This window comes from Lacticaseibacillus songhuajiangensis (genome assembly GCF_003946025.1).
Classification (GTDB): domain Bacteria; phylum Bacillota; class Bacilli; order Lactobacillales; family Lactobacillaceae; genus Lacticaseibacillus; species Lacticaseibacillus songhuajiangensis.
This window is the reverse complement of sequence record NZ_RHNR01000005.1, coordinates 1-24,280: the sequence shown is the minus strand read 5'-3', so window position 1 is coordinate 24,280 and position 24,280 is coordinate 1. Positions and strand designations below refer to the sequence as shown.

General features: G+C 53.2%; 22 protein-coding genes. 16 read left to right on the top strand and 6 right to left on the bottom strand.

Going from position 1 to position 24,280, the window contains the following annotated elements; translation table 11 throughout:
• The first annotated feature begins 17 nt into the window (after positions 1-17).
• The 5 genes from EKM97_RS12190 to EKM97_RS02535 all read left to right on the top strand — a co-directional run bounded on the left by EKM97_RS12190 (position 18) and on the right by EKM97_RS02535 (position 3,628).
• Positions 18-287 (top strand): SWIM zinc finger family protein, encoded by a 270-nt coding sequence (locus EKM97_RS12190; RefSeq protein ID WP_125570713.1) that lies wholly within the window; start codon positions 18-20, stop codon positions 285-287.
• Entirely contained in the window at positions 172-729 is a 558-nt protein-coding gene (locus EKM97_RS02550) for a hypothetical protein (RefSeq protein WP_164507406.1), read from the top strand. The genes EKM97_RS12190 and EKM97_RS02550 overlap by 116 nt, the downstream gene beginning before the upstream one ends.
• Positions 730-844: 115 nt before the next feature.
• Positions 845-1,549, top strand: coding sequence for a hypothetical protein (locus EKM97_RS02545; protein ID WP_125570711.1), 705 nt, complete (start codon positions 845-847; stop codon positions 1,547-1,549).
• Complete coding sequence (locus tag EKM97_RS02540; protein ID WP_125570710.1) at positions 1,546-2,388, top strand: sce7725 family protein; 843 nt, start codon at positions 1,546-1,548, stop codon at positions 2,386-2,388. Before EKM97_RS02545 ends, EKM97_RS02540 begins: the two co-directional genes overlap by 4 nt.
• Positions 2,389-2,719: 331 nt before the next feature.
• Positions 2,720-3,628: a helix-turn-helix domain-containing protein gene (locus EKM97_RS02535; protein WP_125570709.1), complete on the top strand. Its 909-nt coding sequence runs from the start codon at positions 2,720-2,722 to the stop codon at positions 3,626-3,628.
• Positions 3,629-3,697: 69 nt separating this feature from the next.
• Here EKM97_RS02535 and EKM97_RS02530 read toward each other — a convergent pair whose 3' ends face one another.
• Genes EKM97_RS02530 through EKM97_RS02520 form a run of 3 tightly spaced genes read right to left on the bottom strand, consistent with a single transcriptional unit; the run spans position 3,698 to position 6,281 of the window.
• Positions 3,698-4,498, bottom strand: a complete 801-nt coding sequence (locus EKM97_RS02530; RefSeq protein ID WP_125570708.1) for a class A sortase — start codon at positions 4,496-4,498, stop codon at positions 3,698-3,700.
• A complete protein-coding gene (locus tag EKM97_RS02525) occupies positions 4,498-5,451 on the bottom strand; it encodes a class C sortase (protein ID WP_125570707.1) in 954 nt (317 codons plus the stop codon). Before EKM97_RS02525 ends, EKM97_RS02530 begins: the two co-directional genes overlap by 1 nt.
• Positions 5,448-6,281, bottom strand: coding sequence for a class C sortase (locus tag EKM97_RS02520; RefSeq protein WP_125570706.1), 834 nt, complete (start codon positions 6,279-6,281; stop codon positions 5,448-5,450). Before EKM97_RS02520 ends, EKM97_RS02525 begins: the two co-directional genes overlap by 4 nt.
• Positions 6,282-6,523: 242 nt before the next feature.
• Here EKM97_RS02520 and EKM97_RS02515 point away from each other — a divergent pair, with 242 nt between their 5' ends.
• The 5 genes from EKM97_RS02515 to EKM97_RS02495 all read left to right on the top strand — a co-directional run bounded on the left by EKM97_RS02515 (position 6,524) and on the right by EKM97_RS02495 (position 15,159).
• Positions 6,524-8,134, top strand: coding sequence for a SpaH/EbpB family LPXTG-anchored major pilin (locus tag EKM97_RS02515; RefSeq protein ID WP_125570705.1), 1,611 nt, complete (start codon positions 6,524-6,526; stop codon positions 8,132-8,134).
• Positions 8,135-8,443: 309 nt separating this feature from the next.
• Positions 8,444-10,516: a BspA family leucine-rich repeat surface protein gene (locus tag EKM97_RS02510; RefSeq protein WP_164507407.1), complete on the top strand. Its 2,073-nt coding sequence runs from the start codon at positions 8,444-8,446 to the stop codon at positions 10,514-10,516.
• A 245-nt stretch (positions 10,517-10,761) separates the two neighbouring features.
• Complete coding sequence (locus EKM97_RS02505; protein WP_125570703.1) at positions 10,762-12,387, top strand: SpaH/EbpB family LPXTG-anchored major pilin; 1,626 nt, start codon at positions 10,762-10,764, stop codon at positions 12,385-12,387.
• A 115-nt stretch (positions 12,388-12,502) separates the two neighbouring features.
• The gene (locus EKM97_RS02500) at positions 12,503-14,434 is read left to right on the top strand and encodes a BspA family leucine-rich repeat surface protein (RefSeq protein WP_125570702.1); all 1,932 of its coding nucleotides are present in this window, start codon (positions 12,503-12,505) and stop codon (positions 14,432-14,434) included.
• A 56-nt stretch (positions 14,435-14,490) separates the two neighbouring features.
• Positions 14,491-15,159, top strand: coding sequence for a SpaA isopeptide-forming pilin-related protein (locus tag EKM97_RS02495; RefSeq protein ID WP_125570701.1), 669 nt, complete (start codon positions 14,491-14,493; stop codon positions 15,157-15,159).
• 73 nt (positions 15,160-15,232) lie between these two features.
• Here the strand turns inward: EKM97_RS02495 and EKM97_RS02490 are convergent, their stop codons facing one another.
• On the bottom strand, positions 15,233-15,715 hold the full coding sequence (locus EKM97_RS02490) for a GNAT family N-acetyltransferase (RefSeq protein ID WP_125570700.1): 483 nt from the start codon (positions 15,713-15,715) through the stop codon (positions 15,233-15,235).
• A gap of 134 nt (positions 15,716-15,849) precedes the next feature.
• On the opposite strand from EKM97_RS02490, the gene EKM97_RS02485 reads away from it, so the two are divergent.
• Positions 15,850-16,749, top strand: coding sequence for a LysR family transcriptional regulator (locus EKM97_RS02485; protein ID WP_125570699.1), 900 nt, complete (start codon positions 15,850-15,852; stop codon positions 16,747-16,749).
• A 24-nt stretch (positions 16,750-16,773) separates the two neighbouring features.
• The gene (locus tag EKM97_RS02480) at positions 16,774-18,114 is read left to right on the top strand and encodes a M20/M25/M40 family metallo-hydrolase (protein WP_125570698.1); all 1,341 of its coding nucleotides are present in this window, start codon (positions 16,774-16,776) and stop codon (positions 18,112-18,114) included.
• 77 nt (positions 18,115-18,191) lie between these two features.
• On the opposite strand, the gene EKM97_RS02475 is transcribed toward EKM97_RS02480, so the two are convergent.
• Complete coding sequence (locus EKM97_RS02475) at positions 18,192-18,518, bottom strand: hypothetical protein (RefSeq protein ID WP_125570697.1); 327 nt, start codon at positions 18,516-18,518, stop codon at positions 18,192-18,194.
• A 10-nt stretch (positions 18,519-18,528) separates the two neighbouring features.
• Positions 18,529-18,924, bottom strand: a complete 396-nt coding sequence (locus EKM97_RS02470) for a helix-turn-helix transcriptional regulator (protein ID WP_125570696.1) — start codon at positions 18,922-18,924, stop codon at positions 18,529-18,531.
• A gap of 294 nt (positions 18,925-19,218) precedes the next feature.
• Here EKM97_RS02470 and ylqF point away from each other — a divergent pair, with 294 nt between their 5' ends.
• From ylqF to topA, 4 genes are all read left to right on the top strand, one after another.
• Complete coding sequence (ylqF, locus tag EKM97_RS02465) at positions 19,219-20,070, top strand: ribosome biogenesis GTPase YlqF (protein WP_125570695.1); 852 nt, start codon at positions 19,219-19,221, stop codon at positions 20,068-20,070.
• Complete coding sequence (locus EKM97_RS02460; protein ID WP_125570694.1) at positions 20,067-20,819, top strand: ribonuclease HII; 753 nt, start codon at positions 20,067-20,069, stop codon at positions 20,817-20,819. The genes ylqF and EKM97_RS02460 overlap by 4 nt, the downstream gene beginning before the upstream one ends.
• A gap of 56 nt (positions 20,820-20,875) precedes the next feature.
• Entirely contained in the window at positions 20,876-21,727 is an 852-nt protein-coding gene (gene dprA / locus EKM97_RS02455) for a DNA-processing protein DprA (RefSeq protein WP_125570693.1), read from the top strand.
• A gap of 75 nt (positions 21,728-21,802) precedes the next feature.
• A complete protein-coding gene (topA, locus tag EKM97_RS02450; RefSeq protein WP_125570692.1) occupies positions 21,803-23,884 on the top strand; it encodes a type I DNA topoisomerase in 2,082 nt (693 codons plus the stop codon).
• Positions 23,885-24,280 lie beyond the last annotated feature (396 nt).

Here is a 24,280-nt window from a genome sequence, read left to right as displayed (position 1 = left end):
GGGAACACCCTGTTAGAATGCAGGATGCCGCGCATTTATCGGGAGCGCAGTGCGGTTTTAGTGAACAAAAGGCGGTTCAGATTTTGTCGATTGACGAGGGTGCGCAACTCGTTGAAGTGACCGTCTACGGAGCATATGCTTACGACGCGATTGTGGGACTGGATGAGCGGGATGGCCGCTGCAACTGCCCGTTTTTCGACGGTGCCGGATACTGCAAACATAGTACGGCCGCGCAAAGTGAGAGGATTTGGCGAGATGCAGACAGATATTCTGAATTTGATTGTTGATAATATCGACGGTGATGTTGGGGCGTTTAGTTATGATCGATATGACTTAGTTCCTGATACGCCATACTTCTTGGTGAAATTAATTACCAAAAAGACGAATATTGCCGAAAACAACGACGGAGAACGCGTTCTGCGGCGTAAAGAGATGCGCAAATTTCAAGAAGCCACGCGCATGTTCATGACTAAGCATGAAAACGAAATGGAAGCAATTTATGAAGCAACAAACAATTCAGCTTTGAAGCTGATTCCGCCTTATGTTTCGGCATTTATTGAAGCTGTACAGGCATTTGAAATCCCAGGTGAGGTTGAACTGGATGGTATCGATTTATTAGGTGTTTGGCCAGGGTTCACAGCCAAGAAAAAGACACCAAGTTTACTTCGACAAAACTTTGATGACGATTTAGACGCGCGGTTGGATGACCATTTAAAGGGAATGAACTAAACACAGTGAGAGGACATGGCAACATGTCCTTTTTGTTTGCACTAGCGAGCGTATGTTCGTATAATCGGTTTAATACTAAAGTAGCAAAATTATCGTACTTGCAGGAGGCACCATCATGTCCAAAACGCAGCTCACCCTTGATCTTGAGAAAACACTTTACGCCTATTGGGAAGAACAGGGCGCGCTTGCGGTGGAAGAAGTCGCGATGCCTGACGATACGGGAATTGTGGACACCCTAGTGTTACAAACCGATGCGACGCAGATGCACACCTGGCGCTGTTTTGAACTCAAAGTGACCAAGAGCGATTTCCACAGCGACGCCAAGCTGAGCTTCGTGGGTCACTACAATTATTTTGTTCTCACTCCGAAATTGTACGCGCAGGTTCGAGATGAAATTCCTGCGGGCGTTGGCGTGATGACTTACCGGGCCTTCGACAAGCAGGCGCTCGCCGCCGCGTTGGTGCCGGTGACGACTCCCGGCGCCCTGACCATCGTGCGGCCCGCGCGCCGGCAGGAATTACTGGTTGACGACGCGGCGATTACGGAACGCTTCCTGACGAGCTTGAACCGTGAAGTCGTGAAGGCCAAGCGTGTGGAGAAGGGACTCGGGCAGTTCAGCGATGAGCAGCTTTTGAAGGAATTACGCAAACGTAGCAGTAACTACGATATTTACCATCCAGACGCCAACTTGTATGACCAGTTCGCGGACGAGCTGCAAAACGAAACGATTACCGCCTTGCAAGAAGAAGTGGACGCGCTGAACGGGGAGTTGGCGACCCTCAAAATGCATCTACCAGCCGATGGGGAGGCGCAAGCATGAACTATTACCCACTCATTCGTGGGCGGCAGTACGACCTGCTGGCGCTAATTGATGCGGTGCAGGCGGGGCTAAGTGAACGGATTATTCCCATTGTCGAACCCGTGAAGGACATTGCTGCGCTTCCACGGCTCGTGAAGGCATTCGCCAAGGCTCAGCATCCGCTGTACATTCTCCAAAATCCGCAGGTGGGGCAATACGGTTTGCTGGCTCAGCCACGCTTTCCCATACCGTATCCTTTACCTACGCCTGTGCAGGCTGCCCGTTACTTTGATGGTACCGACGCGCCGGCACCACTGCTTCTGACCCAAACGTACGCCCAGGCGCAATTACTGGCGCCAACACAATTGGCCCTTGTCATCGATGAGGCGCGCGTGCGCGCCTTGCCGCACGACCGACGTATTTTACTCGCGGACCACACACCCAGTCGCCGTTACACTGCGGATTACTACACCGTCCAGGATGAACTTTATCAGTACCCCTTGAAGTTTCAGCAGGGCGTCGGACTGGCCGATTACCCGCTCGCTTCTGTGAATTATGATGAGCATGGTTACCCGCAACGGGCGATTGCCCTGCATCTTCTGTACGAGCGGGAAGGGGCCTTGTGGGTGCACCATTTTGTCTCGGTGAATAACGCGGATTTCAGTAAACCTGGTGCCAAATTCCTGGAAGCACTGGCGACGCTCACGCCCTGGCTTGCGGTGCACCCCGATGCTGCGACGCAAGCGACCATGCAATTGGAACGTTTAAGCACCGATCAACATTTTCCCGGTCTCGGCACTGTCCGTAAGCTGGAACTTGCCCACTGGTTAGCCATTTACGGACGCTGGCTCGATTGCTAGGGCAAAGGCGCGAATCATGTTTCGTTCTGAACGAATAATGCAGTAAAAAAAACTTTTGACTTAATAGTTAACGCAGCGATTCACTAACCGCTTAACGCGTGCTTACAGGTGTAATTAACAAACAAATGAAAAAATATTGTCTTTAAATTAACCAAAAATATAATTTTGCCACACTTGTACAAATTCATTGAATATAGTGTATTCTTTATCCATAAGCTTCAACGCGCGAACAATTAGTTAATTCTGCTTGGGGGCAGGTTGCTAGAGTTGATAGGTTTGAGTGGGCTTATGTTCCAAACTGCGGGGGTCGTTCATTGAGGAGGACTTACAGGTGGCAGTTAATTTAAAAGCAATTGGTGAGTTTCTAGAAGAAGTGCGGCAGTCTAAGCACATCTCCCGGCAACAGATTGCCAGTGACTTGGGTTGGTCGGATAAAACACTGCAACGCATTGCATACGGGCAGGTCGACATGAAGGTGAGTCAGTTTCTTACTTTGCTAGCGTACTTGGCCGCAGATGCCAGTGAAATTAGCGGGTTGACCGATGATCCCATCGCGGTCTGCAACCTGGTGGATGAGCGCGTGATCAGCGCCGGCGCCACGGGGAATATTGACGACCTCAAGAAGCTGGTGCGCCAGCTCGAGGCGGCTTATGAGCAGTACCACATACCGTGGATGCGCAGTGAGGTCATTACCTGTCGACTGATGATTGCGGAATTGCAGGGTAATGCCCAGGATGCCAAGGATGATGCCATGAAGTTGTTCCGGCGCTATCTCGGCTTCGACTCCCTGACTGCATTCGATTTTCGTTTGGTTAGTCGAGTCGTTAGCTACATTCCGTATCAGGAGCTACGCAAAATTTTCCCAGGCCGTGACATGGCGCAGCGTAACGTTGGTTGGTCCAATCTTGATGACCAGGCGGACTCCGTGCTGGATGGTTTTTACATCAGCCTGCTCGACAGCGCGGTTGACTCTGCCAACCCGGATAATGTTCGTGAGGTCTGCGAGATGTTCAAGAAGCGTGTGGTGCTTTGGAGTAACTATTACTTCCGGATGTACAAACGCTTGGCACTGGCAATTAGCGGCTATCTGGATGGTGACTGTGTGAACGCAACGAGCACAAAGGACCAGCTGCTCGTCAGTGTGGCCAATTTCATCCCCGAGGGCATTTTCCGCCACGACCGGGACGGAATTGAAAAACTCTGGCACTCCGTTGAACAAATTGCGGCAAATGCCGATTAGTCGATGGTGCGAATAAATAGCCCTCGGAATTCGAATTTGAATTCCACGGGCTATTTATTTTGCCTATTTTTATGAGCGGTTGTCGTTGTAGTAACCCCGCCATGACAAAGCGAGCAGGAAGATGAACAGGAGGATTAAAACAACGATGAGCGGGCGGTTCACGCGTCCGATCGCGAGGACTCCGGTCAGTCGCTGGCTAGTCCGCAGAAGATGGTGCGGTGCTTGCCGCTGCGGTTTGTACGCGGCCACCTTTTGCAGCCGCCCAATCACGACGCGCCGGAACTTGCTGTGGCGGGGCCCTTCGCAGCGAATGAGCGTGATGCGACGTTCGCTCGTTTGGTTAAGGACGGTGGTCTCGGTCATGCGCACCACCCGGTTGTACACCACCTTGTAGGTGTAGACCTTCTTGAAGTCGGTCTGAGAGATACTGTCGCCATTATGGAGCCGACTAATGCCGCCGAGCAAAATGTTGGCGCCAAACATATTGTGCGCCGCGTACACGTTGTTGCCTTGGCCCATTGGCCGATCAGGAAAATAGCGGGCCACACCGGTTGCCAGTGTTAGGTTGGTGATGACCGCGTATATGCTCAGATCAATGTGCACTTTCGGAATGGTGAGTTCGCCCATTCCGTAGTGCTTTTGCTGCGTCGGGGCGGCGGCTTGCGCCTTAGCGAGTTCCGGCGTGCTTATGTCGTTGATGGCGACTGATTTGCCAACACGTTTGTCCTGATTGGTTGTTGCATTAGCGCGCCACGACTGCAAGTTTAGTGGGACGTCGTGGGTGACCGCTTCACTGCCGGCAAACACCAGGCCTGCGAGTATGCAGACAACCAAAATCGGCGGCCAGAACCAGCGTAAAAAACGTTTCATTAGTCATCGTTCCTTCTTGTTTGTTCAGTCAATTGCTGGCTACGGGCAAGCAGGGCGCTCGCAATGCGGATCAACGCCGCCTGCCGCTTAGCTTGCCGTTCGCGTTGATCGCGCCAGAGGCAGTACAGCCACCAGATGAGCACCAGTATCAGCAGCAAAATAATGGCGTCTTGCCACAGTTGCAAGGGGCTAAGTGCGGTGCGGTCGTGCGTGGCATGCTTTTTAGCGTCCTTGATTGGAATTTGCTTACCGTAGACTAGTAGCCGGTGATCATTAATCCCGATTGGCGTGCAGGTCATGAGAATTGCCTTGTTCTTGGCATCCTTGACGTAGAAATTTTGCACCGCCGTGGCTTTGGTTGGGTCGATGACCTTGATACGGGTGACTTCGTAGGCCAGGTGGTGGGCGAAGACGTCCATGTAGAACACATCCCCGTGCTTGAGGTAACGGATGTTGTCGAAGAACACGCGGTTCGCCATCCCCGTGTGCCCCGTCACGCTGCTGGTAACGTACTTGCCAGGGCTGGGCAGGGACGTGAAGGGCATCACGCCGGTACCTTTGGCCAAAATTTCATCGCTATCCCCGAAGTAGATGGGCATCCGTTTGAGTTTAATCGCCGGGATGGTGATGTTGCCGATTGGTGACTTCGGGTACTTCACGATTTGGCTGATTTTAAGCTTAGGGTAAGGCTTGGCTAGCTTTTGCTGGGTGGCGTGCGCGTTAGCGTTGTAACGGCGGATCAGTTCGTCGCGCTGCGCATCCGCTGGGTACATGTGCTTGACGTAGCTTTCTTCAAGCTTGTCGCGCTGGTTCGTTTGTTGCATGTCGTAAATGATTGGCGCGAAGAAGAGGATGGCCCCAAGAACCAGCAGCGTGCCAAAGAACCACTTCAACCAACCGTGGCGATTTTTGCGTGCCGGGACTGACTGCGTTTGGTCTTGCCGTTTTTTCATGACTGCCTCCTTTTACGTGCGTGCGGGTGGCGGCTCCGTGCGAACCAAATAGCGCCCACAATTGCGATTACGCCAAGCACAAACATTGCAGTGATGGCTGGCCAAGGTAAGTCGCTGTTTTGTTTCCGGGTCGCGTGTTTAACCTGCGCTCTAGTTGGCAGGGACACACGTTTACCGAACACCAGCAGGCGGTGCGAGTTGATGAAGCGCGGCGTGCAGGTTAAGAGCACGGTGATGTCCTGACCAGTTTGGATGTGGATTGGCTTGCGCGCGTTCTTGGCCCGTGGGTCAACCACCAGCCGTTTGTAAACGCGGTATGCGTGCCGCGGCTGACCTAGCGCGCTGACGTAAAAGTACGCGCCGTTCTTTAGGTGTCGAATGTTGTCAAAAATCACCTGGTTGCTGAAACCAGAGTGGCCGGACAGCACGCTGAGCGTCGACTTGCCGCCGATGGGCAGACTGGTACCCGGCATCACACCGACGCCTTTTGCCAGCGTCTTGTCGTCGCCGCCGTAGTAAATCGGCTGGTTGGTCACGTTGATGCTGGGGATGGTGACGAAGCCAATGCTCTGTTTGCGCTGCGTCTGGGTGAGGGGCAGCGTGATGAGTTTGCCCTTAGCGAGTTGCTGGTTATACCGCTGCAACTGCTGCGCGTTCTTACCCAGCTGTTTACGGCTGCGGTGTTCATAAACCGTTGCGGTTTCCCGGTGCCGCTGCGTCAGCACATGGGTGTAGATGCTGGGGCTCAGAATGAGGCCAATGCCCAGCAATAAAATCAAAATATATAGCCAATATGTGCGGTAGCGGCGCACCCTCCGTTTTCGCTTCATTTTCGTGGTTCCTTCCCCTTATGTCTGGGTTTAGCATACGCAGATTTCATTGCGGGGTAAACCGCCGGCAGCCCCCGCTTTGCTGCAACTCGTGTCCGCTTTGGCTTGATACCGGCGTTGGAAGCGCCAATGAACAGGACAGAAGTGTCCAGGCCACTTCTGTCCGTTGCCCGTTTTTGAGCACTTATCCATGCTAAATTAGATTCAGCGGCGGGTTGGCCGCGACCAAGGAGACGTGCAAAATGAAAAGAACAAGTTTAATCCATGGGGCGTTGATACTTGGATTAACATTCGGCTGCATGGGTGCCATGATGACTGCCACGAATGTTGCGCCAACCATCCGCGTCGCCGCTGCTACCGAGGATGATACCTCGGTGCGCAGCATCACCTTGCATAAGTACACAAGCAGCACGACGCCAAGTACGTCCCCGGCCACCGGTACAACTGCCGATGCCGCAAACGTGCCGAGCGACAGCAAGCCGCTTCAGGGCATTCAGTTCAAGGTCGAACGCATCCAGAAAGTTAGTGGTAAAAAGCTAGCAGCGAGTGATGCGAGCACCTATACCCTTGATGACAGCTTCAATGCAATCACGACAACAACGACCGCTCAGGGTGCAGCAACTGCAAAAGTCGGCACCGGTAAAGCGGCGGATGGTTACTACCTAATAACCGAACTGGCCAGCAAGTTGGTTGCGACCACGAGTGATCCGTTCATCGTGCACCTGCCGCAGACTACCAAGAATGCCAGCACCGGCGATAACGATTTGGTGTATGTCGTCAACGTTTATCCGAAGAACGATTTGGATGAAGATGCAGTTGCACTCAAGCCGCAAAAGACAGTGCAGGATGTCGACGGTAAAGATGCGCTCGCAACTTCAGTGATGACTGGTAATTACGTTTTGTGGAACCTCAGCGTCACGCGGCCAACGGATATTAAGGCGACAGCCGACGATGGCACGGTGACTTACGCCAGCCAAATCGTGCTTGCCGATCCGTTGATTACAGCCAACTTGAGTTATTTGGGCTATGACAAGCCGTATTTCTTGGCACCTGATGGTACCAAGACGGATGTACCGGTAGAGTGGATGACGCATTCTGGTGATGCAGTTGGCAATCTGCCGTCAGATGGTGCCTATCAGGTTGCCCGTTTTGAACTCAACGCTGCTGGTATTGAGAAGTTTGCTGATCAGCCTGCTGGTACCAAGTTCATTATTCCGGTGGCAACAACCGTTACTGCCGACGTGAACGGTATGGTGCAAAACACCTTCGACAGCTACTACAAAGGCACGGCAACCGGCGCGCTTGTCCATGAGCACTCTGGCGTCGACGAACCGCTAGCCACCGGCAGCTCTGATACGACAAAGCCAACGTTGCCCAGCAGCGCTGACACCTCCGCACCAGTCGTGTACACGGGGAACGTGGACGTCGACAAGACGGATGAGGACGGCCACGCACTGGCCAACGCAGTCTTCACACTTTACCCAACGGCAGCTGACGCCAAGGCGGGGACTAATCCGGTGGAGGATGGTAACAAAAAGGTCCTCACCGCCAAATCGAATGTGAGCGGTCGTGCAGAGTTTATCGGCTTGCAGGTTGATCCTGCCAGCCAGCAGCAAACCTACTACCTGGCCGAAACCGATGCACCAGCCGGTTACGATCTGAATGGTAAGGTGTTTTCAGTTACCGCAAAGCGCGACACTACGGTTGACGCAACGGTTGTCGACCACGATAATTTGTGGCCAAACTTACCTTTAACTGGGACTAATGAGCGTCTGCTGCTCTACGCAGCCGCCGGCGTCCTGATTGTTATTGGTGCCGCCGGTGTGGTGTTACTTAAGCGCAAACACGCCTAAGCAATAACCCGCGATCATCCCCCCGAGAACTTTTGGTCGCAGGTTCGCACCATTCCCCCCAATTCCCTATGAAGGTACCCCGTCTGCTTCTCCCCGAGGAGTGCAGGCGGGGTATTTTATTGATGAGATTCCGCGGACACGCCGAACGGGACACTTCTGACCTAGTCACTTCTGTCCGGTCACAGTTGCACGGGGGTGTTGCGTGATACTCTGGACGTAGGAGAAGCAAGGGGGGCGGGTACGAGTGCGCTGGCGGCTTCGCGTGCAGCGCACGAGTATATGTGTAAGTCAGTGTTGGAGGATAAGATAATGAAAGAAAAAATGATTGGGTCGCGACGCAGACTCGCGCTGCTTTTTAGTTACCTACTGCTCCTGATTGGGCTTAGTTGTTACTTCTCACCAAGTAGGACAGTGGCCGCGGCATTTGATCAATCTGCGTATAATGCGGCAACCTACAAGGGGGCGATTGATGCCATGCGTAATGTCAATACTGGGGCGTACCGGTATGATATCCAAGCCTATATTGATGCAAATAACACACTGCACGTCAGTGGCAGCTCGGCCGCGGACTCCGGGAGTGACTGGATTTTCGATACGAGACGTTCTGATGCTGCAACCGATCTGAGTATCCTTAATCAGGCGGCGTTCAAAGGGGTAAGCAAGATTGTCTTTGACGGCCCGTTGCGGGTCGACAATAATTTTGGTAATTTGTTTAATTTGTTTCAGATTCGCTTTGCGAATAAGACAGGCTTGACAAGTATTAGTGGCCTTCAAAATATTAATACAAGTGCAGTGACTAGTATGGAAGGCTGGTTTGCGTCTTTAAGTGTAACTAGCATCAGTGGTAGCGCCAATTGGGATACCAGTAAAGTGACAAACATGGGCAGTCTGTTTGCCAGTTGTCCCAATCTGCAAACTATTGATAGTTTTGCCAATTGGGACGTTAGCAAGGTCAGCCTTTTTTACAACATGTTCAACAGACTGCCTAATTTATCTCCCAGCGTTTTTACGGGTTTAGCTAATTGGAATACAAGTTCAGCGACCAACATGGCCAGCATGTTTTCGTTGGACGAGGAAAATGACAGTAGCTCGCCCAATTATTATAAGGGTATTGATACGTTCAGTGATTACACAATTCCCGTTGGTAAGTGGAATGTGGGTCATGTGACAAATATGAACAGTGTTTTTCGTGGACGTAGTGGCATGAGCATCCTTGATGTTTCGGGGTGGCGACCACAAAGTGCGCAGAACATGAGCGGATTGTTTGCAGAGTGTGAGTCCCTTAAAACCCTGAACACGAGTCAGTGGGTCCTGCCAAATGTAACTGATCTTTCCGACGCATTTGCCAACACGAAGAGTCTGGATAAATTAGATGTCGGTAGTTTTGGATCGATGCCAAATCTCACATCCGCTACCAACGGCTTTGCTGGTAGCAGTGTGGCGGAGATTACGGGCCTTGATCAGTGGCGGGTGCCATCCCTTGCTAATGCGATGAGCATGTTCCGATCCATGCCAGATATCAAAAGTATCACGACACATGGGTGGGGAGCCACGATATCGACAATGAGCAACGGGATGGCCGACTGTGCCTCACTGGAAACGGTAGACTTGACTGGTCTCAAATTGACGAGTACAAACAGTGTTATCAATTTCTTTCAGCTGACCGACGTTACGGACCCCACGGATGCAAATTGTGATCCCAAGCTGACCAAAGTCATTGTGGGACCAAGTATTACGACCTCACTGATGCTGCCGGTGCGGATTCTGTCACCACAGGCACTCATTCAAGGTAAGATGTCTAGTTACGCCCTGTGGCGCGGGGAAACTCACGATTTGAGCTATGTTGCACTGGCGGTGCCAACAGTGGCTGGCGCTTCACAGTTGACATCTGCCAGCGGTGCAAGGTTTTTTAATGGCCAGACCGAATATAAGGCACCAGCAAGTGGGAGCGATGCGGATCGGACTGATGTCTTGCGCTTGGCGAACGACCTAACCGTGCAGCTCGTAGATAATGACGGTAACGCCGTTAAGAAAGCCGGAATTGATATTAAGTTCACCTCACCAGACGGCACGATCAAGACCATTACCACTGATAGTGACGGGAAGGCAGTACTGAGCAACCAGCTGGCAGGTGCTTACAAGGCACAAATGACCACGGCTGTGCCCACTGGTTGGACCGGTGATTCGGATGTCAAAACCGCAACCTTAGCACCAGGCGATGCTCTGGTGAACATTTTGCTAAGCGAGGATAATGACGCTGATTTGGTCAGTCAGTATCCAGCGGCTGGGGGCCGCGGGCAGTTGTCCTGGCTTGTCGGCGGGATTGGTTTGATCATACTTGGTGGCACTGGTGCGGTCTATTACCGGCGGCAGCGCGACTAGGTGCTTAATAATCAAGATAAGTGCAGGCAGTCCTGCTTAACTTCCTGAGTGGAGGTTGGGCAGGGCTTTTTTGCTGGCGATTGTGACCCAGAAATAACAGCCAACAGGTCAGAAGTGTCTAGGACAGAAGTGACTAGGACACTAGTGTCCGCTTTCCACATAGAGGCTTTTGCCGATGCTACACTATTTTTGTAAGTCAGGCGAAGTGGGGATCGCCGGGCGCAAAATGAATGGAGGAATTCATAATGAAGAAGACGAAATTGATCCATGCGCTGAGCGTATGCAGCCTTGCACTCGGCACTCTGGGAGCTGTCAGCGCACCGCTCATCCAGACCCACTTTGCAACGGTATCTGCAGCTGGGGTCGTAGCGGACACCACCAGCGAACGCAGCATTACCCTGCATAAGTACACCGGGACGCCAGCCGTTAACACTGACGGCAGCGAACCAAGTTCAACCGTGCCTGAAGGTGCCAAGCCACTTGGCGGGATTAGCTTCACGGTGCAGAAGGTGACGAAGGTTGCTGGTAAGACTTTTGATGCGAGCGACAGCTCAACCTACACCGTTGATACTGGCTTTGCTGAACAGACCGTAACCACTGCTGCAGATGGTACAGCATCAGCTGATTTGGGTACCGGTACCTCCGCCGACGGTTACTACCTGGTCACTGAACAGGAAAGTGATGCTGTGAAGACTGCGGCTGCACCATTTATCGTGCACGTACCAATGACACATTCTGACGCCACGACGAACGACAAGTCTTTGCTTTATGACGTAAACGTTTACCCGAAGAACGAAGTTGATACTACAAGTGTTCTGCTGAACCCAGTGAAGACTTTTGACGATGATTCCACTACGAAGAGTGTTGAAAGCGGCGCGGACGTTAGCTGGGACCTGACCATTAACCGGCCTTCTGACATCCATGATTCCGGCGTTGTGACCGCCGGCAACAAGTCCGAGACCGTTACGAACGCAGATGGCAGCACCACCACTAAGGATACGACCGAATACAAGACCTATGCGAACGAACTGCGCCTGGTTGATACCCTCGACGACTCGCTGATGACCTACAAGGATATTTCTAAGGTTGCCATTAGTTCTCCTAACTCTAAGGCCGGTATGACCGACACCCCATTGGTTAAAGACACGGATTACACCGTGACTGCCGATGACGCGGACGGTAAGACCACCGTTACCGTTAAGTTGACTGACGAAGGGATTAAGAAGTTCGCTGGCGCTTCTAAGGACAGCAAGCTGGTCGCAACCATCGACACGACGGTTAAGGCCGACTCTGATGCCAAAATCATCAACACCTTCGATACTTACTACAAGGGTACCATTACCCCTGATACCGAAACTCACCAGACAACCAAGCCAGGCGGTGATGGCGATGACCACACAACAACGCCAACTGTTTACTTTGGTAACGTTGATGTTCTGAAGAAGAGCGATAACGGGGACGTTCTGGCTAACGCGACCTTCACACTTTACCCAACTAAGGCAGATGCTGAAGCCGGTACCAACCCCGTAACCAAGAAAGACGGCAGCACGTACAAGGTGACAACTGATAAAGACGGGAAAGCCGAGTTTACTGGTCTTGAAGTTAACAGCGACGGTAGTGCTAGGGATTACTACCTGGTTGAAACTGACGCGCCTGCTGGTTACGATATTGATCAAACGGTACACCTTGTCCACGCGACCCAGGATACCGATGTTGACGCAACGGTTGTCGATAACGACAACCTCCTGCCAAACCTGCCACTGACTGGTTCCCAGGAGAAGATTATTCTTTACGCCTTCACTACGGTTCTGATTGTTGCCGGTGCAACCGGTGTCTACGTCATGAAGCGTCGTCAGCGTGAAGCTAAGTAATTAAGTAGGATATTCCGCAAGGGGCGTAGCGATTTTATCGCCACGCCTATTTGTGGAAATAGGGGAATAACGCATCAACTCAATTTACCAATCTTCAGGGAAGGGGGTGGAAGGATTGAATGAAACGCATGCACGTGCTCGATTTGTCAGTCGCCGGTGGGCTATCGGTTTGCTCGGCACGCTGACGTTGTTGCTGGGTTTGCTACTGCTTTCTGGACAACAGGATGTCAACGCTGCGACATTTAATAATTCGGCGTACAATGCCGCCAGTATCAAAGGTATCTGGCGGGGTGGTCCCGCTACTGCAACGAGTGATGCTGCTGGGGCAAAATTCTATCTGGATAACGCAGGCACGCTACATTTTGCAAGCAGCACCGGGGCCTTATCTCAGAACGTCATTTCGGACAATATCAAGCTGAGCAGTTTTAAAGATCAGGTGACCGGCATTAGTTTTGAAGGTAGTACTTCAATGATTGATGGTTCAAAGGGTTTTTTTCAAAATTTTACCAATTTAACAACGGTTACCGGCCTTGAGAACGTTGATGTTAGCAAAATGACAAATATGAACTATATGTTTGCGTCATTGGTCTCCAATTCGGACAACACGACAACGTCAACAAATGCTAAAATCACGACGCTGAGTGGACTTGGCTCCTGGGATACTAGTAACGTTACAAACATGTCTTTCATGTTCCAAAAGCAGCCTTTGCTCAAAAGTGTTGCTGGGGTTGGCAACTGGGATACAGCCAATGTTACGAATATGAGCCACATGTTTTATGATGATCAAAGTTTGTCCTCAATTGAGCCTTTGAACGGTTGGGATGTCAGCAGAGTGATTGATTTCCAGTACGCGTTTGCATATCTGGATAAAGTCACGAGTATTGCCGGACTTGAGAATTGGCAACCAAAATCTGCTACGGATTTCAGTTTCATGTTTGCTGAAGACCCGCTATTGGCGAATTTAAGCACCTTGAACTGGAACACGAGTTCAGGTGAATTTTTTGGTAGCATGTTTGCCGATGACGCCGCACTCACCAGGCTGGATTTGAGCAGTTGGAATGTGAGTCAGGGCACTGATTTCAGCAACATGTTTTACCAGAACACTGGTCTGACGAGTCTGAACCTCAGCGGCTGGCAACCGACTGTTGGTGAGGATTTTGGAAGTATGTTTGAGGGCGACAAGAAGTTAATCAGTTTGCCGGGCATTGAAAACTGGGTTCTCGCCAGTGCGACCAACCTCACCAGTATGTTTCAAAATATGAGTAGCATCACTGATTTGCCAGTTGCTAAATGGCAACTCAATAGCCGCGGCAACACCAACATCACCAACATTTTATGGGGAGACAACGCCTTAACGGCAATCGATGTTTCCGGATGGACCGTTAAGGGCGCATGGGATGCGTCCGATAAAGTCTTCCCAACGTACGCATACAACGGTAGCGCCAAGTCGCAGCTGAAGACAATCACCTTTGGTAGCAACTGGACCGGCAAGGTCGTCTTGCCGCAGTTTTTGCTGAGTGCCGGCATGTACGGCGCTTGGCGGGGCGTGACCCACGACAAGGACAACGTCAGTGGCGCGGGGTCCAAGACAGAAACGTACACGCCACCGAGTGCAGCCGCTAACCGTGTCGAAACTTTCCGTTTTGCCTACGATATCGTGGCCAAAATTGTGAATAGTGAGGGCGCGGCGATGCCATTGGCGAATGTCCCACTCACCGTGACCAATGCAAGCGGCAAAGTGGTTCTAACTGGCACGACTGGCGCTGACGGAACGGTGCGTCTGCCGCTCAACGTCACCACAGGCACCTACACGGTCAAACTGGGCGAATTACCTGGTGGTTACAGCGCATCCGTTGACACGGCAACTGCCACAATTGACGGGGCGGATGCCAACGTGACCTTTGTCGTTGATGAGCAAAATGATGCTGATCTGGTCGGTCAGTATCCTAAGGCTGGTGGCCATGGGACACTGTTAACGATTGTTGCCGGAATTGTGCTGGCAATGGTCGGTGCGACGGGCACGATTGCTAAGTTGCGCATTTTGTAAGTTGAAACATGGTTCAAGGAGTTACAAAGGGTAAAACACAGAAGGGAGGAATGAAATTGAAGAAATGGGTATGGATTGTGAGCGCGCTCTTTATGCTGGTCGTCTGGGCGCAGCCGCAACCGGTGAACGCCACGACAACTGCCGTTTTGAACGTCGATAAACGCGTTTCTGCGGCGGACGAGAGTAGTAGCCAAGAAACCGTGCCGTTGGCCGGGGCTCGCTACCGGGTCACACGCATTCAAGCCAGTGGTGGGGCACCGATTGATGCGACTAAGGCGGATTCGTATCGCGCCGTGACTGGTGCTGCCGCATTGTCGACAGTGCTGACCACTGATGCCAAAGGCCAAGCGCAACTGACCGGTTTAAGTCTGGGTGCGACCTACCTCGTCGAAGAACTGGCTGGCACCGGTGTGGACAAGCCGTCCGCACCAGTTGTCCTGGTTTTTGACGCCACACATGCCGTGTACACTTACACACCTAAGTCAGGTTTGACTGGAGGTGTCGACGTGCCGCATGGCAGTCTGCCGGACACTCAGGAACCCGTTGGCAACGGCACAGTGCGCCACACCAGCACACTGACCGGTAACCGCCAGGCGGGCGACACCATTTTGCAGACTGGTGGTCAACTGCGTCTGCTGGGGGCACCAGTTGTCGCGGCACTGCTGGCACTGCTGATGCTGACCGGATTTGCGGCCGTGACCTTACGCAAAAAACAGCTGAGTTAAAACAGCTGAGTTAAGGTAAATAAAGAGCGCTCGTCGGAATTTTTCCGGCGGGCGCTCTTGCGTGTTCTGCGACTTACAGTGTGAGCTCAAAAAACAGTGAGTCCCGATCGGGATAATCGTACTGCACGGGCACCTGCTCGCGTGTCAGTTCTACGAAGCTATTCTTGCGGTAGAAGTGGTGTGCGCGGTGACAATTCTCCGGCGTATCGAGAACGAGTGCACGCAGGCCTTTTGCACGGGCGCTGGTGAGTAGTTGCTGAAACAAATCGGCCGAGACGTGTTTTTCATGGCCGCGGTATTCGGGCAGCACGAAGAACTTCTTGAGCACGCCGTAGTCCGCGTTCGGCTTCAGCAGACCAATCGTGCCGACGACATCCCCATTGTCGGCGCGGGCCACCCAGAAGCCGCCTTCTGTCTCTAGGTAGTGCCCCGTAATGTCCGCCATGTCCGGCTGTTCCTCTAGTGATAAGTCGACGCGATTGTCGTAATTTTGTAAGTACAGGATGAGGGCGATGACCTGGTTGCGGTCTGAAGCTTGGTAAGTGCTAATCTGCATGTTGTTATCTCCTTGTTCGATTGACAAGTGCTTTCTTTAGGTCATATAGTAAAGCACATGCTTAATTCGGAATAGTCGAAACATGCGAATTATGAATTCAGTCATTTCGATGTATTAAACACGGAGGGTCATTCATGGACATCAAAAATCTGATTACGCTGCGGACAATCGTGGATACGGGCAGCTTCCAAGCGGCAGCCAACCAGCTGAATTATGCGCAGTCCACCGTGACCGCCCAGGTGCAACAACTCGAACAGGAACTGGGCTTGCAGCTGTTTGCCAAAACTGGCCGCAAAATGGTTCTGACTCAGGCCGGCCGCGACCTGATGCCGCAAGTGCAGCAGGTGCTGGGCACCGTGACCGCCATGAAAAACTATGGCCGCAGTGACGCTACGCTCACTGGCGAGCTGCGTGTGGCGTTGCCAGACACTCTACTGACCTACAAAATGCAGCCGGTTATCGCCGCGTTTCACCGCCAGCTGCCAGGCGTGCAATTGAGTTTGCAACGAACGAATTGCTTTCGTATTCCGCAGAAGGTGCGCGCGGCAACAGTTGACCTGGGTGTGCACTACGATGTCGGCGGCTATGGCCCCAAGTTGCGGGTAACAAAACTTGGTATTGTGCCCATGGCCCTGGTGGGTAGTCCGGATTTACACGTCGACGCTGACACCCTGCGCCGCGAACACGTGCAACTTCCGGTGAGCCTGCTGACAGACGACGTTGAGAGTATCTACCACAAGCGGCTAGTGGCACATCTACGCCAGCACGACCAGCAATTCGCCTCCTTACTGGAGATAGGCAGTGTCGAGGCGACCAAGCGTAGCGTTTTGAACGGCCTGGGGATGGTGTACCTGCCGCGGTTTGTGGTACAAGCTGAAATTGCGGCGGGCAGTTTGCGCGAATTCGCAACGGGGATGGACCTGGATAGCTTGCAAATCGTGGTCATTCGGCGCGATAATCAGAGCAAGTCGCGGCTGACGGATGCGTTCATGCGCATTTTGCGTGCGGAGCTTGGACCTGTCAGTGGTGATTAATCAACATTAATTGGAGGCAAAAGGATGCGTAAAATTAGCGACGCTGAGGCTAGCCTCAGCAAAGCCATTAGTTACCAGAGTACAAGCGCTAATCCGCAGGCAAAAGCAGCCATCTGTACATATCTCACCACCTTACTGACGGATTATTGCGACGCAGTGGTGACGCGCGTGACCACGGGCGGTGCGCCGGCACTTGTGGCCACCATTCCGAGAACAACGCCTGATGCGGTGTTGTTCTACGGCCATTATGACGTGATGGATCCGGGCAAACGTGCGGACTGGGACAGTGAACCGTTCACCATGACTAAGCGCGGCGAGCGGCTTTACGGCCGCGGCGCTGGCGACAACAAAGGGCAACTGCTGGCAACCATTAACGGGCTCAACGCCTTCCTGCTTGCGCACCCTAACCATAAGCAGACCATTAAGCTGCTCATTGAAGGCGAAGAGGAGCAGGGGAGTTTGCATCTTGCAGATACTGTGCGCAAGTTGCGTGCGACTGCACTAGCGGACGTTACGCGGGTCATCGTGGTGGACGGCTCCATGAATGCGTCGGGAGCACATGTGCTGCGACTCGCCAATCGCGGTTTGTTTGGCATCAAGCTACATATCAAAACGGCGCAGCATGACAATCATTCGGGTAACGCGGGCAACATTTTGCCGAATCCAGTGCTGATTTTCCAGCAAATTCTCAATCTGCTCTACGATGCGAACAAGCAGCACGTTCGTATTCCGGGTTTCTACGATGGCGTTGCCGAACCCACCGCTGCCGAGTGGGCGCTGATTGACGATTTGCCCTATGACCCTGAGCACACCGCAGAAGTGTTTGGTGGGGCCATCACGGCCAGCAACAAGCGTGACTATTACCACAAATTGATGTTTGAGCCGACCTTTAACGTGTCGGGCGTGGCGTCCGGTTATAACGGTGCGGGCATTAAGACAATCATTCCGGGTGAGCTGACTGCCAGCATCAACATGCGCCTGGTTGGTACGCAGAAGCCTGACCAAATTGCGGCGGCAGTCGCTAAACTGCTTGCACCCTTCACCGCGGCCGGCGTGCTCACCATCGAGTCCACTGGTGACATCCCGCCGGCAACCACCAAGGCGAGTGTAGCGGAACTGGCCGTGTTTCGGAACGCAGCCGCCGCGGCTGATTTACCGTTGCTGATTGAACCGTGCATGGCGGGGACGGTGCCGAACTACGTGTGGACCGATATTCTGGGTGCGCAGGCGTTTACTTTGCCACTGGCGAATTTTGACCAGAACAACCACAGTAAGAATGAGAATATGACGGAGCGGGCGTTTGCAGAGGGCATCCGGCTGATTGCAGCCTTAGCAGGTGAGTTTGAAGAGCACGCCGCACGTTAAAGAATTGCAGCAAAAAACGGTTCAGATTGGTTGGACAACCAACCATTCTGGACCGTTTTGCTTGCAGCTTGCTGAAACTAAATTTGCCCTGACAGCAGCAACATGGCCGTGCAGACCCCGCAGATCAATAGCACCGCGAACGCCGCAATCGTTCCCACTTTGAGTCGCTCGCGACGACGCGGGTCATCCCGCGTTGCGTCAATGGGGTGGCCGCGGCGCAGTGCCAAATAGGCTAGTAGCACGACACCATTTTGCGTGCCTGCGGCCAGAACGGCAGTGACTTTGGGATGCGCCAGATTACGGGCCGTCGCGTCGAGTGTTAGCAGCTGACTAAGTTGGTAAAATAACGTGATTACTGCCGTGACCATGGCGGCTAAGAGCACAAACAAGAGCCAGATTAGCATGATTTTCACCTCAAATCAGTTTGATTAGCAAGTAGAAGACGGCGCTGATGCTGCCGACTAGAAGCAGTAAGAGAATCGCAGATAGCCACAAGCTGTGACTAAACAGCATAATTGCGACTGTTAACGCGATATTCAGAAGCAGCAGTCCGCTCAGCCGCTTGCCCGTTTTGGCGAGATTGGCCGCGTTCAGCCAAGATTGGATCATTTGCTCATCACCTCGCAACATTTTGTCTAAGGAGAGATGGTATAGGTCAGCCATGCGCATGACGCGCTCAATATCAGGATAGCTGCGGGAATTCTCCCAGTTCGAGACGGTTTGCCGACTGACTGCCATGATTTCGGCCAGCTGCTCTTGCGACATGCCGGCATCCGTGCGGGCCTTGCGTAGTTGTTCACCAATAATCATGACTGATCACTCCTTAGCTTCAGAATAGGAATTAGCGCGGAATTTTAGTAGCAAATATTTTTGACATCAGGCAAAAATTACCATTTTTGACATTAAATTCGTGATTTGTATATATCTGGCCTCATTATAAACCGTTATCAACTTAATTATGCGGTGTGTCAGCCGGCTCGGCAAAGCGGTGCGGCTGGATTCATGTTAATATAGAAAAGAATGTGCCGGTTGAACGCCAAAGCTACTCAGCGTTGCTTGACCGGCACCGGACGTAGATTTCGCAAAACGAAGGAGTTACATAACATGCCAAGTATTAACTGGTTCCCAGGCCACATGCAAAAGGCGCGCCGGGAAGTCGCCGAAAAAATCAAGCAAGTCGACATCGTGCTCGAAGTCGTTGATGCGCGCTTGCCAGAATCTTCCCGCAACCCGATGCTACTGGAAATGCTTCAGCAGAAGCCGCGTATTTCCATCCTCAACAAGGCCGATTTAGCCGATCCCAAGCGCACCCAACTCTGGTTGGATGCCTACCGCGGCGACGACCGTTCTGCCATCGCCATCGACGCCCAGCATGCGCGCCAGCTGAAGCAAATTCCGCAGCTTGCAGAAAAGATTCTGGCGGACAAACTTGCGCGCAAACGTGCCAAGGGCATTCGGAACCCGCACGTGCGTGCAATGTGTATTGGGATTCCGAACGTTGGTAAGTCCACGATTTTGAACCGCTTGGTAAAGAAGAACATCGCCGTCACCGGTAACCGGCCCGGCGTGACCAAGAACCAGCAGTGGCTCAAGGCCGATGGCAACCTCGAATTGCTCGATACACCAGGGATTCTGTGGCCGAAGTTTGACGACCAGATTATCGGCAAGCGTCTGGCACTCACTGGTGCCATTGCCGACAGCGTCTTCACTGACGACGATGTCGCGCTTTGGGGCGTGGACTACTTTAAGGCCAACTATCCGGGCGAACTCCAGCGCTTGTACAAGCTCAGCGATGCGCAGATGCAGCTGAACGCGGCGGACACGATGAAATTGCTGACGGACAAGTTCGGTTACGGCGGTGAATATGACCGCGCGGCCAAGCGCTTCATCACCGACGTGCGTAAGGGCGAACTCGGCCGTTACACGCTGGAACTGCCCGAGGACGACCAGCAGTGAGCACGATTGCGGAAGTGAAGCAGTTGCTCAGTGCCGCAACCGTCGACGAAGAACTAATCACTGAATTACGCACTGATCCGCGTGCTGGCGTGCAAAAGCTGTTGCAAAGTTACGACAAAAAACAGGCGAAAATCCGCGCGCAACAGCACATGCTGGAGGAGCACAAACGCCTCGAACGCGGTTTGTGGCCGCACTATGACGCCATCGCCGGCATTGATGAAGTGGGTCGCGGCCCTCTTGCCGGCCCGGTAGTGACCGCCGCCGTAATTATCACACCTGATTTTGACGTGCCGGTCAACGACTCCAAGCAACTGACGCCGCACCGGCGCGCCGAGTTGTTCGGCGCCATTATTAGTCAGGCGCGTGCCGTTGCGATCGGTGTACGCAGTAGTGAAGATATTGACCGCTACAACATCTACCATGCGACCGAACTGGCGATGGCGGATGCCGTGCACAACCTGCGCGTGCAACCAGATTACTTGTTAGTCGATGCGATGACGGTGCCAGTTGATTTGCCGCAAAGCAAGTTGATCAAGGGGGATGCCCGTTCCGCCAGTATCGGTGCGGCCAGTATCGTGGCCAAGGTTGTCCGGGATCGCCTCATGGATATGTATGACCAGATTTATCCGGGGTATGACTTTACTGATAATGCGGGTTACGGGACGGCCAAGCACCTGGCCGGCATGGCTGCACACGGCATCACGCCAATTCACCGGCGCAGTTTTAGCCCAGTGCAGAAATATTTATAGTGTGACAGGTAAAATGCAAGTGAATCGCGAAATCTATGGTGACCAAGGAGGTAGCCATGGATATTCGCGATTTTTTGCTTTACACCCATTTAGCTAGCGGCGCTAGTCCCAGCGTTGCCGTTAGCGTGCTGACGCTACTGGCAGCGGGGCAAGAAGCCAGTGAGGCAACGCTGCTGGCTGCGGTCACCAGTAAACAGCGCACTAGGCTTGCGGCGACGACTGCGGATCCGGATTTTCAAGCCCGCTGTGCAGAGTTACAAGCTCAGCCGTTTCTCAGTTACGTGGACGATGATTATCCCGAGCGTCTGCGCACATTGGCCCAACCGCCACTCGTTCTGTTTTGGCGCGGGCAGTTAGATTTATTGCGCCGGCCGTGTTTGGCCGTGGTCGGTGCGCGCAGGGCGGGGGAGTACAGCCGTCAATCGCTGGAGCGGCTCATCCCCAAACTGCCGCCAGACGTCTGCGTCGTGTCCGGCTTGGCAAAAGGTGCGGATAGTTGCGCTCACCGCGCGGCACTGGCTAACCAGCGGGCCACGATTGGCGTGATTGCGACCGGGCTAGATGTCACTTATCCGCGGCGGGCGGAGAACTTGCAAGAACAGGTCGCTGACAAGGGACTGCTGCTTAGTGAGTACCCGCCCGGCACCACCGCGCTGCCGTTTCGCTTTGTCGCGCGTAACCGCATCATCGCCGGGCTGGCGCATGGCCTGCTGGTGACGGAAGCCGCGCACCATAGTGGCAGCCTCATTACCGCCACCATGGCACTAGATGCCGGGCGCACTGTGTTTGCACTGCCTAATCGCATTGATGCGCCCCTGGGCGTGGGCACTAACGAAATTCTGCAAAACGGCGCGGCGCTGGTGCAATCGGCGGCAGATATTACTGCAGAGCTCCATTATTTTGCTTAAGGCATTTGACATAACCGCCTTCCTACTATTAAGATAGGCTCTGATTTTGTTTCCTATTAAGAAAGGAGGGCGACCATGCCAGCCAAGAACTTGGTCATCGTGGAATCCCCTGCCAAAGCTAAAACAATTGAGAAGTACCTGGGCCGCAACTACAAGGTAGTTGCCAGCCTCGGGCACATTCGCGACCTCCCCAAGAGTCAGATGGGGATCGACATTGATAATAATTACGAACCTCGGTACATCTCCATTCGTGGTAAAGGGGATGTCATTAAAGACCTGAAGAAGAATGCTGCCAAGGCGCAGCACGTTTACCTCGCAGCTGACCCGGACCGTGAAGGGGAAGCAATTGCTTGGCACGTCAACCACATCTTGGGCTTGTCACCAGACGAACCTAACCGCGTGGTCTTCAACGAAATTACCAAGGACGCCGTGAAGAACGCGTTCAAAACACCCCGCAGCATCGACATGAACCTGGTCGACGCCCAGCAGGCGCGCCGGATTCTGGACCGGCTGGTGGGTTACTCCATCAGTCCGCTGCTCTGGAAGAAGGTCAAGAAGGGCCTTTCCGCCGGCCGTGTGCAGTCCGTTGCGCTGAAGCTCATCATTGACCGCGAAAACGAAATTAACGCTTTCCAGCCAGAAGAATACTGGAGCATTGACGCCCAGTTCAAAAAGGGCCGCGGTAAGGCATTTGCAGCATCATTCTATGGTTTTGACGGCAAGAAGCAGCCGCTGCCAAACAACGACGCCGTGGTTGACGTCATGGGGCGTCTTGACAAGAAGGCACCTTTTGAAGTGACCAGCGTCGTCAAGAAGGAACGCAAGCGATTCCCAGCACCGCCGTTTACAACCAGTTCCCTGCAGCAAGAAGCTAACCGGAAGCTGAATTTTGCCGCGCGCAAGACGATGATGCTCGCCCAGCAGCTGTACGAAGGGATCAACCTTGGCGGCAAGCAGGGCACCGTGGGGCTCATCACCTACATGCGTACCGACAGTACCCGGATTTCCAACGTCGCCAAGACCGAAACCAGTAAGTTCATTCATGATGAATATGGTGAGGAGTACGCGGCCGTCAAAATTCGGCAGGGTAAGCTTCAAGAGGGCGCACAGGATGCGCATGAAGCAATCCGCCCAACATCAACGCTGCGCACGCCGAAGAGTCTGACCGACGTGTTGGACCGTGACCAAATGCGCTTGTACCAGCTGATTTGGTCCCGTTTCGTCGCCAGTGAAATGACGCCCGCCGTCATGGATACCGTCAGCGTGAAGATTGAGCAAAACGGTGTGCAGTTCCGTGCCAACGGGAGCCACACCAAGTTCCCTGGTTTCACCACGCTGTACGTCTCGTCGCGCGATAAGTCTGGTGACGACAAGGAACTGCCAGAACTGGCTGAGGGTGACCAGCTCACGATGAGCAAGTCCGATCCGGCCCAGCACTTCACCCAACCACCAGCACGTTACTCTGAAGCGAACCTGGTTAAGGCGCTTGAAGAAAACGGGGTTGGCCGGCCATCGACCTACGCGCCAACGATTGAAACGCTCAAAAAACGTTACTACGTGAAGCTCACGGCGCGGCGTTTCGAGCCAACTGAGCTCGGTACCATCGTCAATGATCTCATCGTCAAGTTCTTCCCTGACATTGTGGACATCAAGTTTACCGCGAAGGTTGAAGGCGAACTTGACGGTATCGAATCTGGTAAGAACGAATGGGTTCCGGTTGTGGATTCCTTCTACCGGCCTTTTGCTAAGGAACTCTCCGACGCTGAGGTGGGGATGGCGAAGGTCCAGCTCAAGGACGAACCGGCCGGTTTCGATTGTGACATCTGTGGTGCGCCAATGGTTATCAAGATGGGCCGCTACGGCAAGTTTTACGCTTGCTCCCGTTTTCCTGACTGCCGCAACACTAAGGCCATCGTCAAGGAAATCGGCGTTATCTGTCCGAAGTGCAAGAAGGGCCAGATTCTGGAACGCAAGAGCAAGCGCAACCGGATTTTCTACGGCTGCTCCCGCTACCCAGACTGCGACTTCGTTTCCTGGGACAAACCAATCGGTCGCGACTGCCCAGTCGACCACCACTTCCTCGTTGAGAAGAAGAGCAAGGCTGGCCGCCAGGTTGTTTGCCCGAACGGCGATTACAAAGAACCAATCCAAAAGTAAGACCACGCTAAGTCGTCCCGCAAGGGGCGGCTTTTTGTGTTCGCTGTCCGTCAGCGTGAGTCATGAAACTTTCATCCGTAAGGATGAAAATAGTGGTTAGACCGAAGGTCGGAACTGGGCCGGATTTGCTACGCTCCCGGGAAGGGTGTGCGTGGGACCGTTCCAGCCAGCTGCGCTGTCTTCCACTGGTGATTTTGCCGCAAACCCACCGGCAAAATCCCGCTCCTAACGAAATTGGCGGTGTACATTTCGCACGAAGTTCATGTGCGAAACATACACTGCCATTTTCGTGGGCACGCACACCCTTCCCGTCCGCTGTCGCGAATCCGACCCAGTTCCGACGCGCATTCACATGACTATGGTGGTGAAAGTTTCAGACCACGCTGGCGAAAACAC

Bases quoted from the DNA above. Each gene is read 5' to 3' on its own strand.
- EKM97_RS12190 (WP_125570713.1), top strand. From the start codon at position 18: ATGCAGGATGCCGCGCATTTATCGGGAGCGCAGTGCGGTTTTAGTGAA.
- EKM97_RS02550 (WP_164507406.1), top strand. From the start codon at position 172: ATGGCCGCTGCAACTGCCCGTTTTTCGACGGTGCCGGATACTGCAAAC.
- EKM97_RS02545 (WP_125570711.1), top strand. From the start codon at position 845: ATGTCCAAAACGCAGCTCACCCTTGATCTTGAGAAAACACTTTACGCC.
- EKM97_RS02540 (WP_125570710.1), top strand. From the start codon at position 1,546: ATGAACTATTACCCACTCATTCGTGGGCGGCAGTACGACCTGCTGGCG.
- EKM97_RS02530 (WP_125570708.1), bottom strand. From the start codon at position 4,498: ATGAAACGTTTTTTACGCTGGTTCTGGCCGCCGATTTTGGTTGTCTGC.
- EKM97_RS02525 (WP_125570707.1), bottom strand. From the start codon at position 5,451: ATGAAAAAACGGCAAGACCAAACGCAGTCAGTCCCGGCACGCAAAAAT.
- EKM97_RS02520 (WP_125570706.1), bottom strand. From the start codon at position 6,281: ATGAAGCGAAAACGGAGGGTGCGCCGCTACCGCACATATTGGCTATAT.
- EKM97_RS02515 (WP_125570705.1), top strand. From the start codon at position 6,524: ATGAAAAGAACAAGTTTAATCCATGGGGCGTTGATACTTGGATTAACA.
- EKM97_RS02510 (WP_164507407.1), top strand. From the start codon at position 8,444: ATGAAAGAAAAAATGATTGGGTCGCGACGCAGACTCGCGCTGCTTTTT.
- EKM97_RS02505 (WP_125570703.1), top strand. From the start codon at position 10,762: ATGAAGAAGACGAAATTGATCCATGCGCTGAGCGTATGCAGCCTTGCA.
- EKM97_RS02490 (WP_125570700.1), bottom strand. From the start codon at position 15,715: ATGCAGATTAGCACTTACCAAGCTTCAGACCGCAACCAGGTCATCGCC.
- EKM97_RS02485 (WP_125570699.1), top strand. From the start codon at position 15,850: ATGGACATCAAAAATCTGATTACGCTGCGGACAATCGTGGATACGGGC.
- EKM97_RS02480 (WP_125570698.1), top strand. From the start codon at position 16,774: ATGCGTAAAATTAGCGACGCTGAGGCTAGCCTCAGCAAAGCCATTAGT.
- EKM97_RS02475 (WP_125570697.1), bottom strand. From the start codon at position 18,518: ATGCTAATCTGGCTCTTGTTTGTGCTCTTAGCCGCCATGGTCACGGCA.
- EKM97_RS02470 (WP_125570696.1), bottom strand. From the start codon at position 18,924: ATGATTATTGGTGAACAACTACGCAAGGCCCGCACGGATGCCGGCATG.
- ylqF (WP_125570695.1), top strand. From the start codon at position 19,219: ATGCCAAGTATTAACTGGTTCCCAGGCCACATGCAAAAGGCGCGCCGG.
- dprA (WP_125570693.1), top strand. From the start codon at position 20,876: ATGGATATTCGCGATTTTTTGCTTTACACCCATTTAGCTAGCGGCGCT.
- topA (WP_125570692.1), top strand. From the start codon at position 21,803: ATGCCAGCCAAGAACTTGGTCATCGTGGAATCCCCTGCCAAAGCTAAA.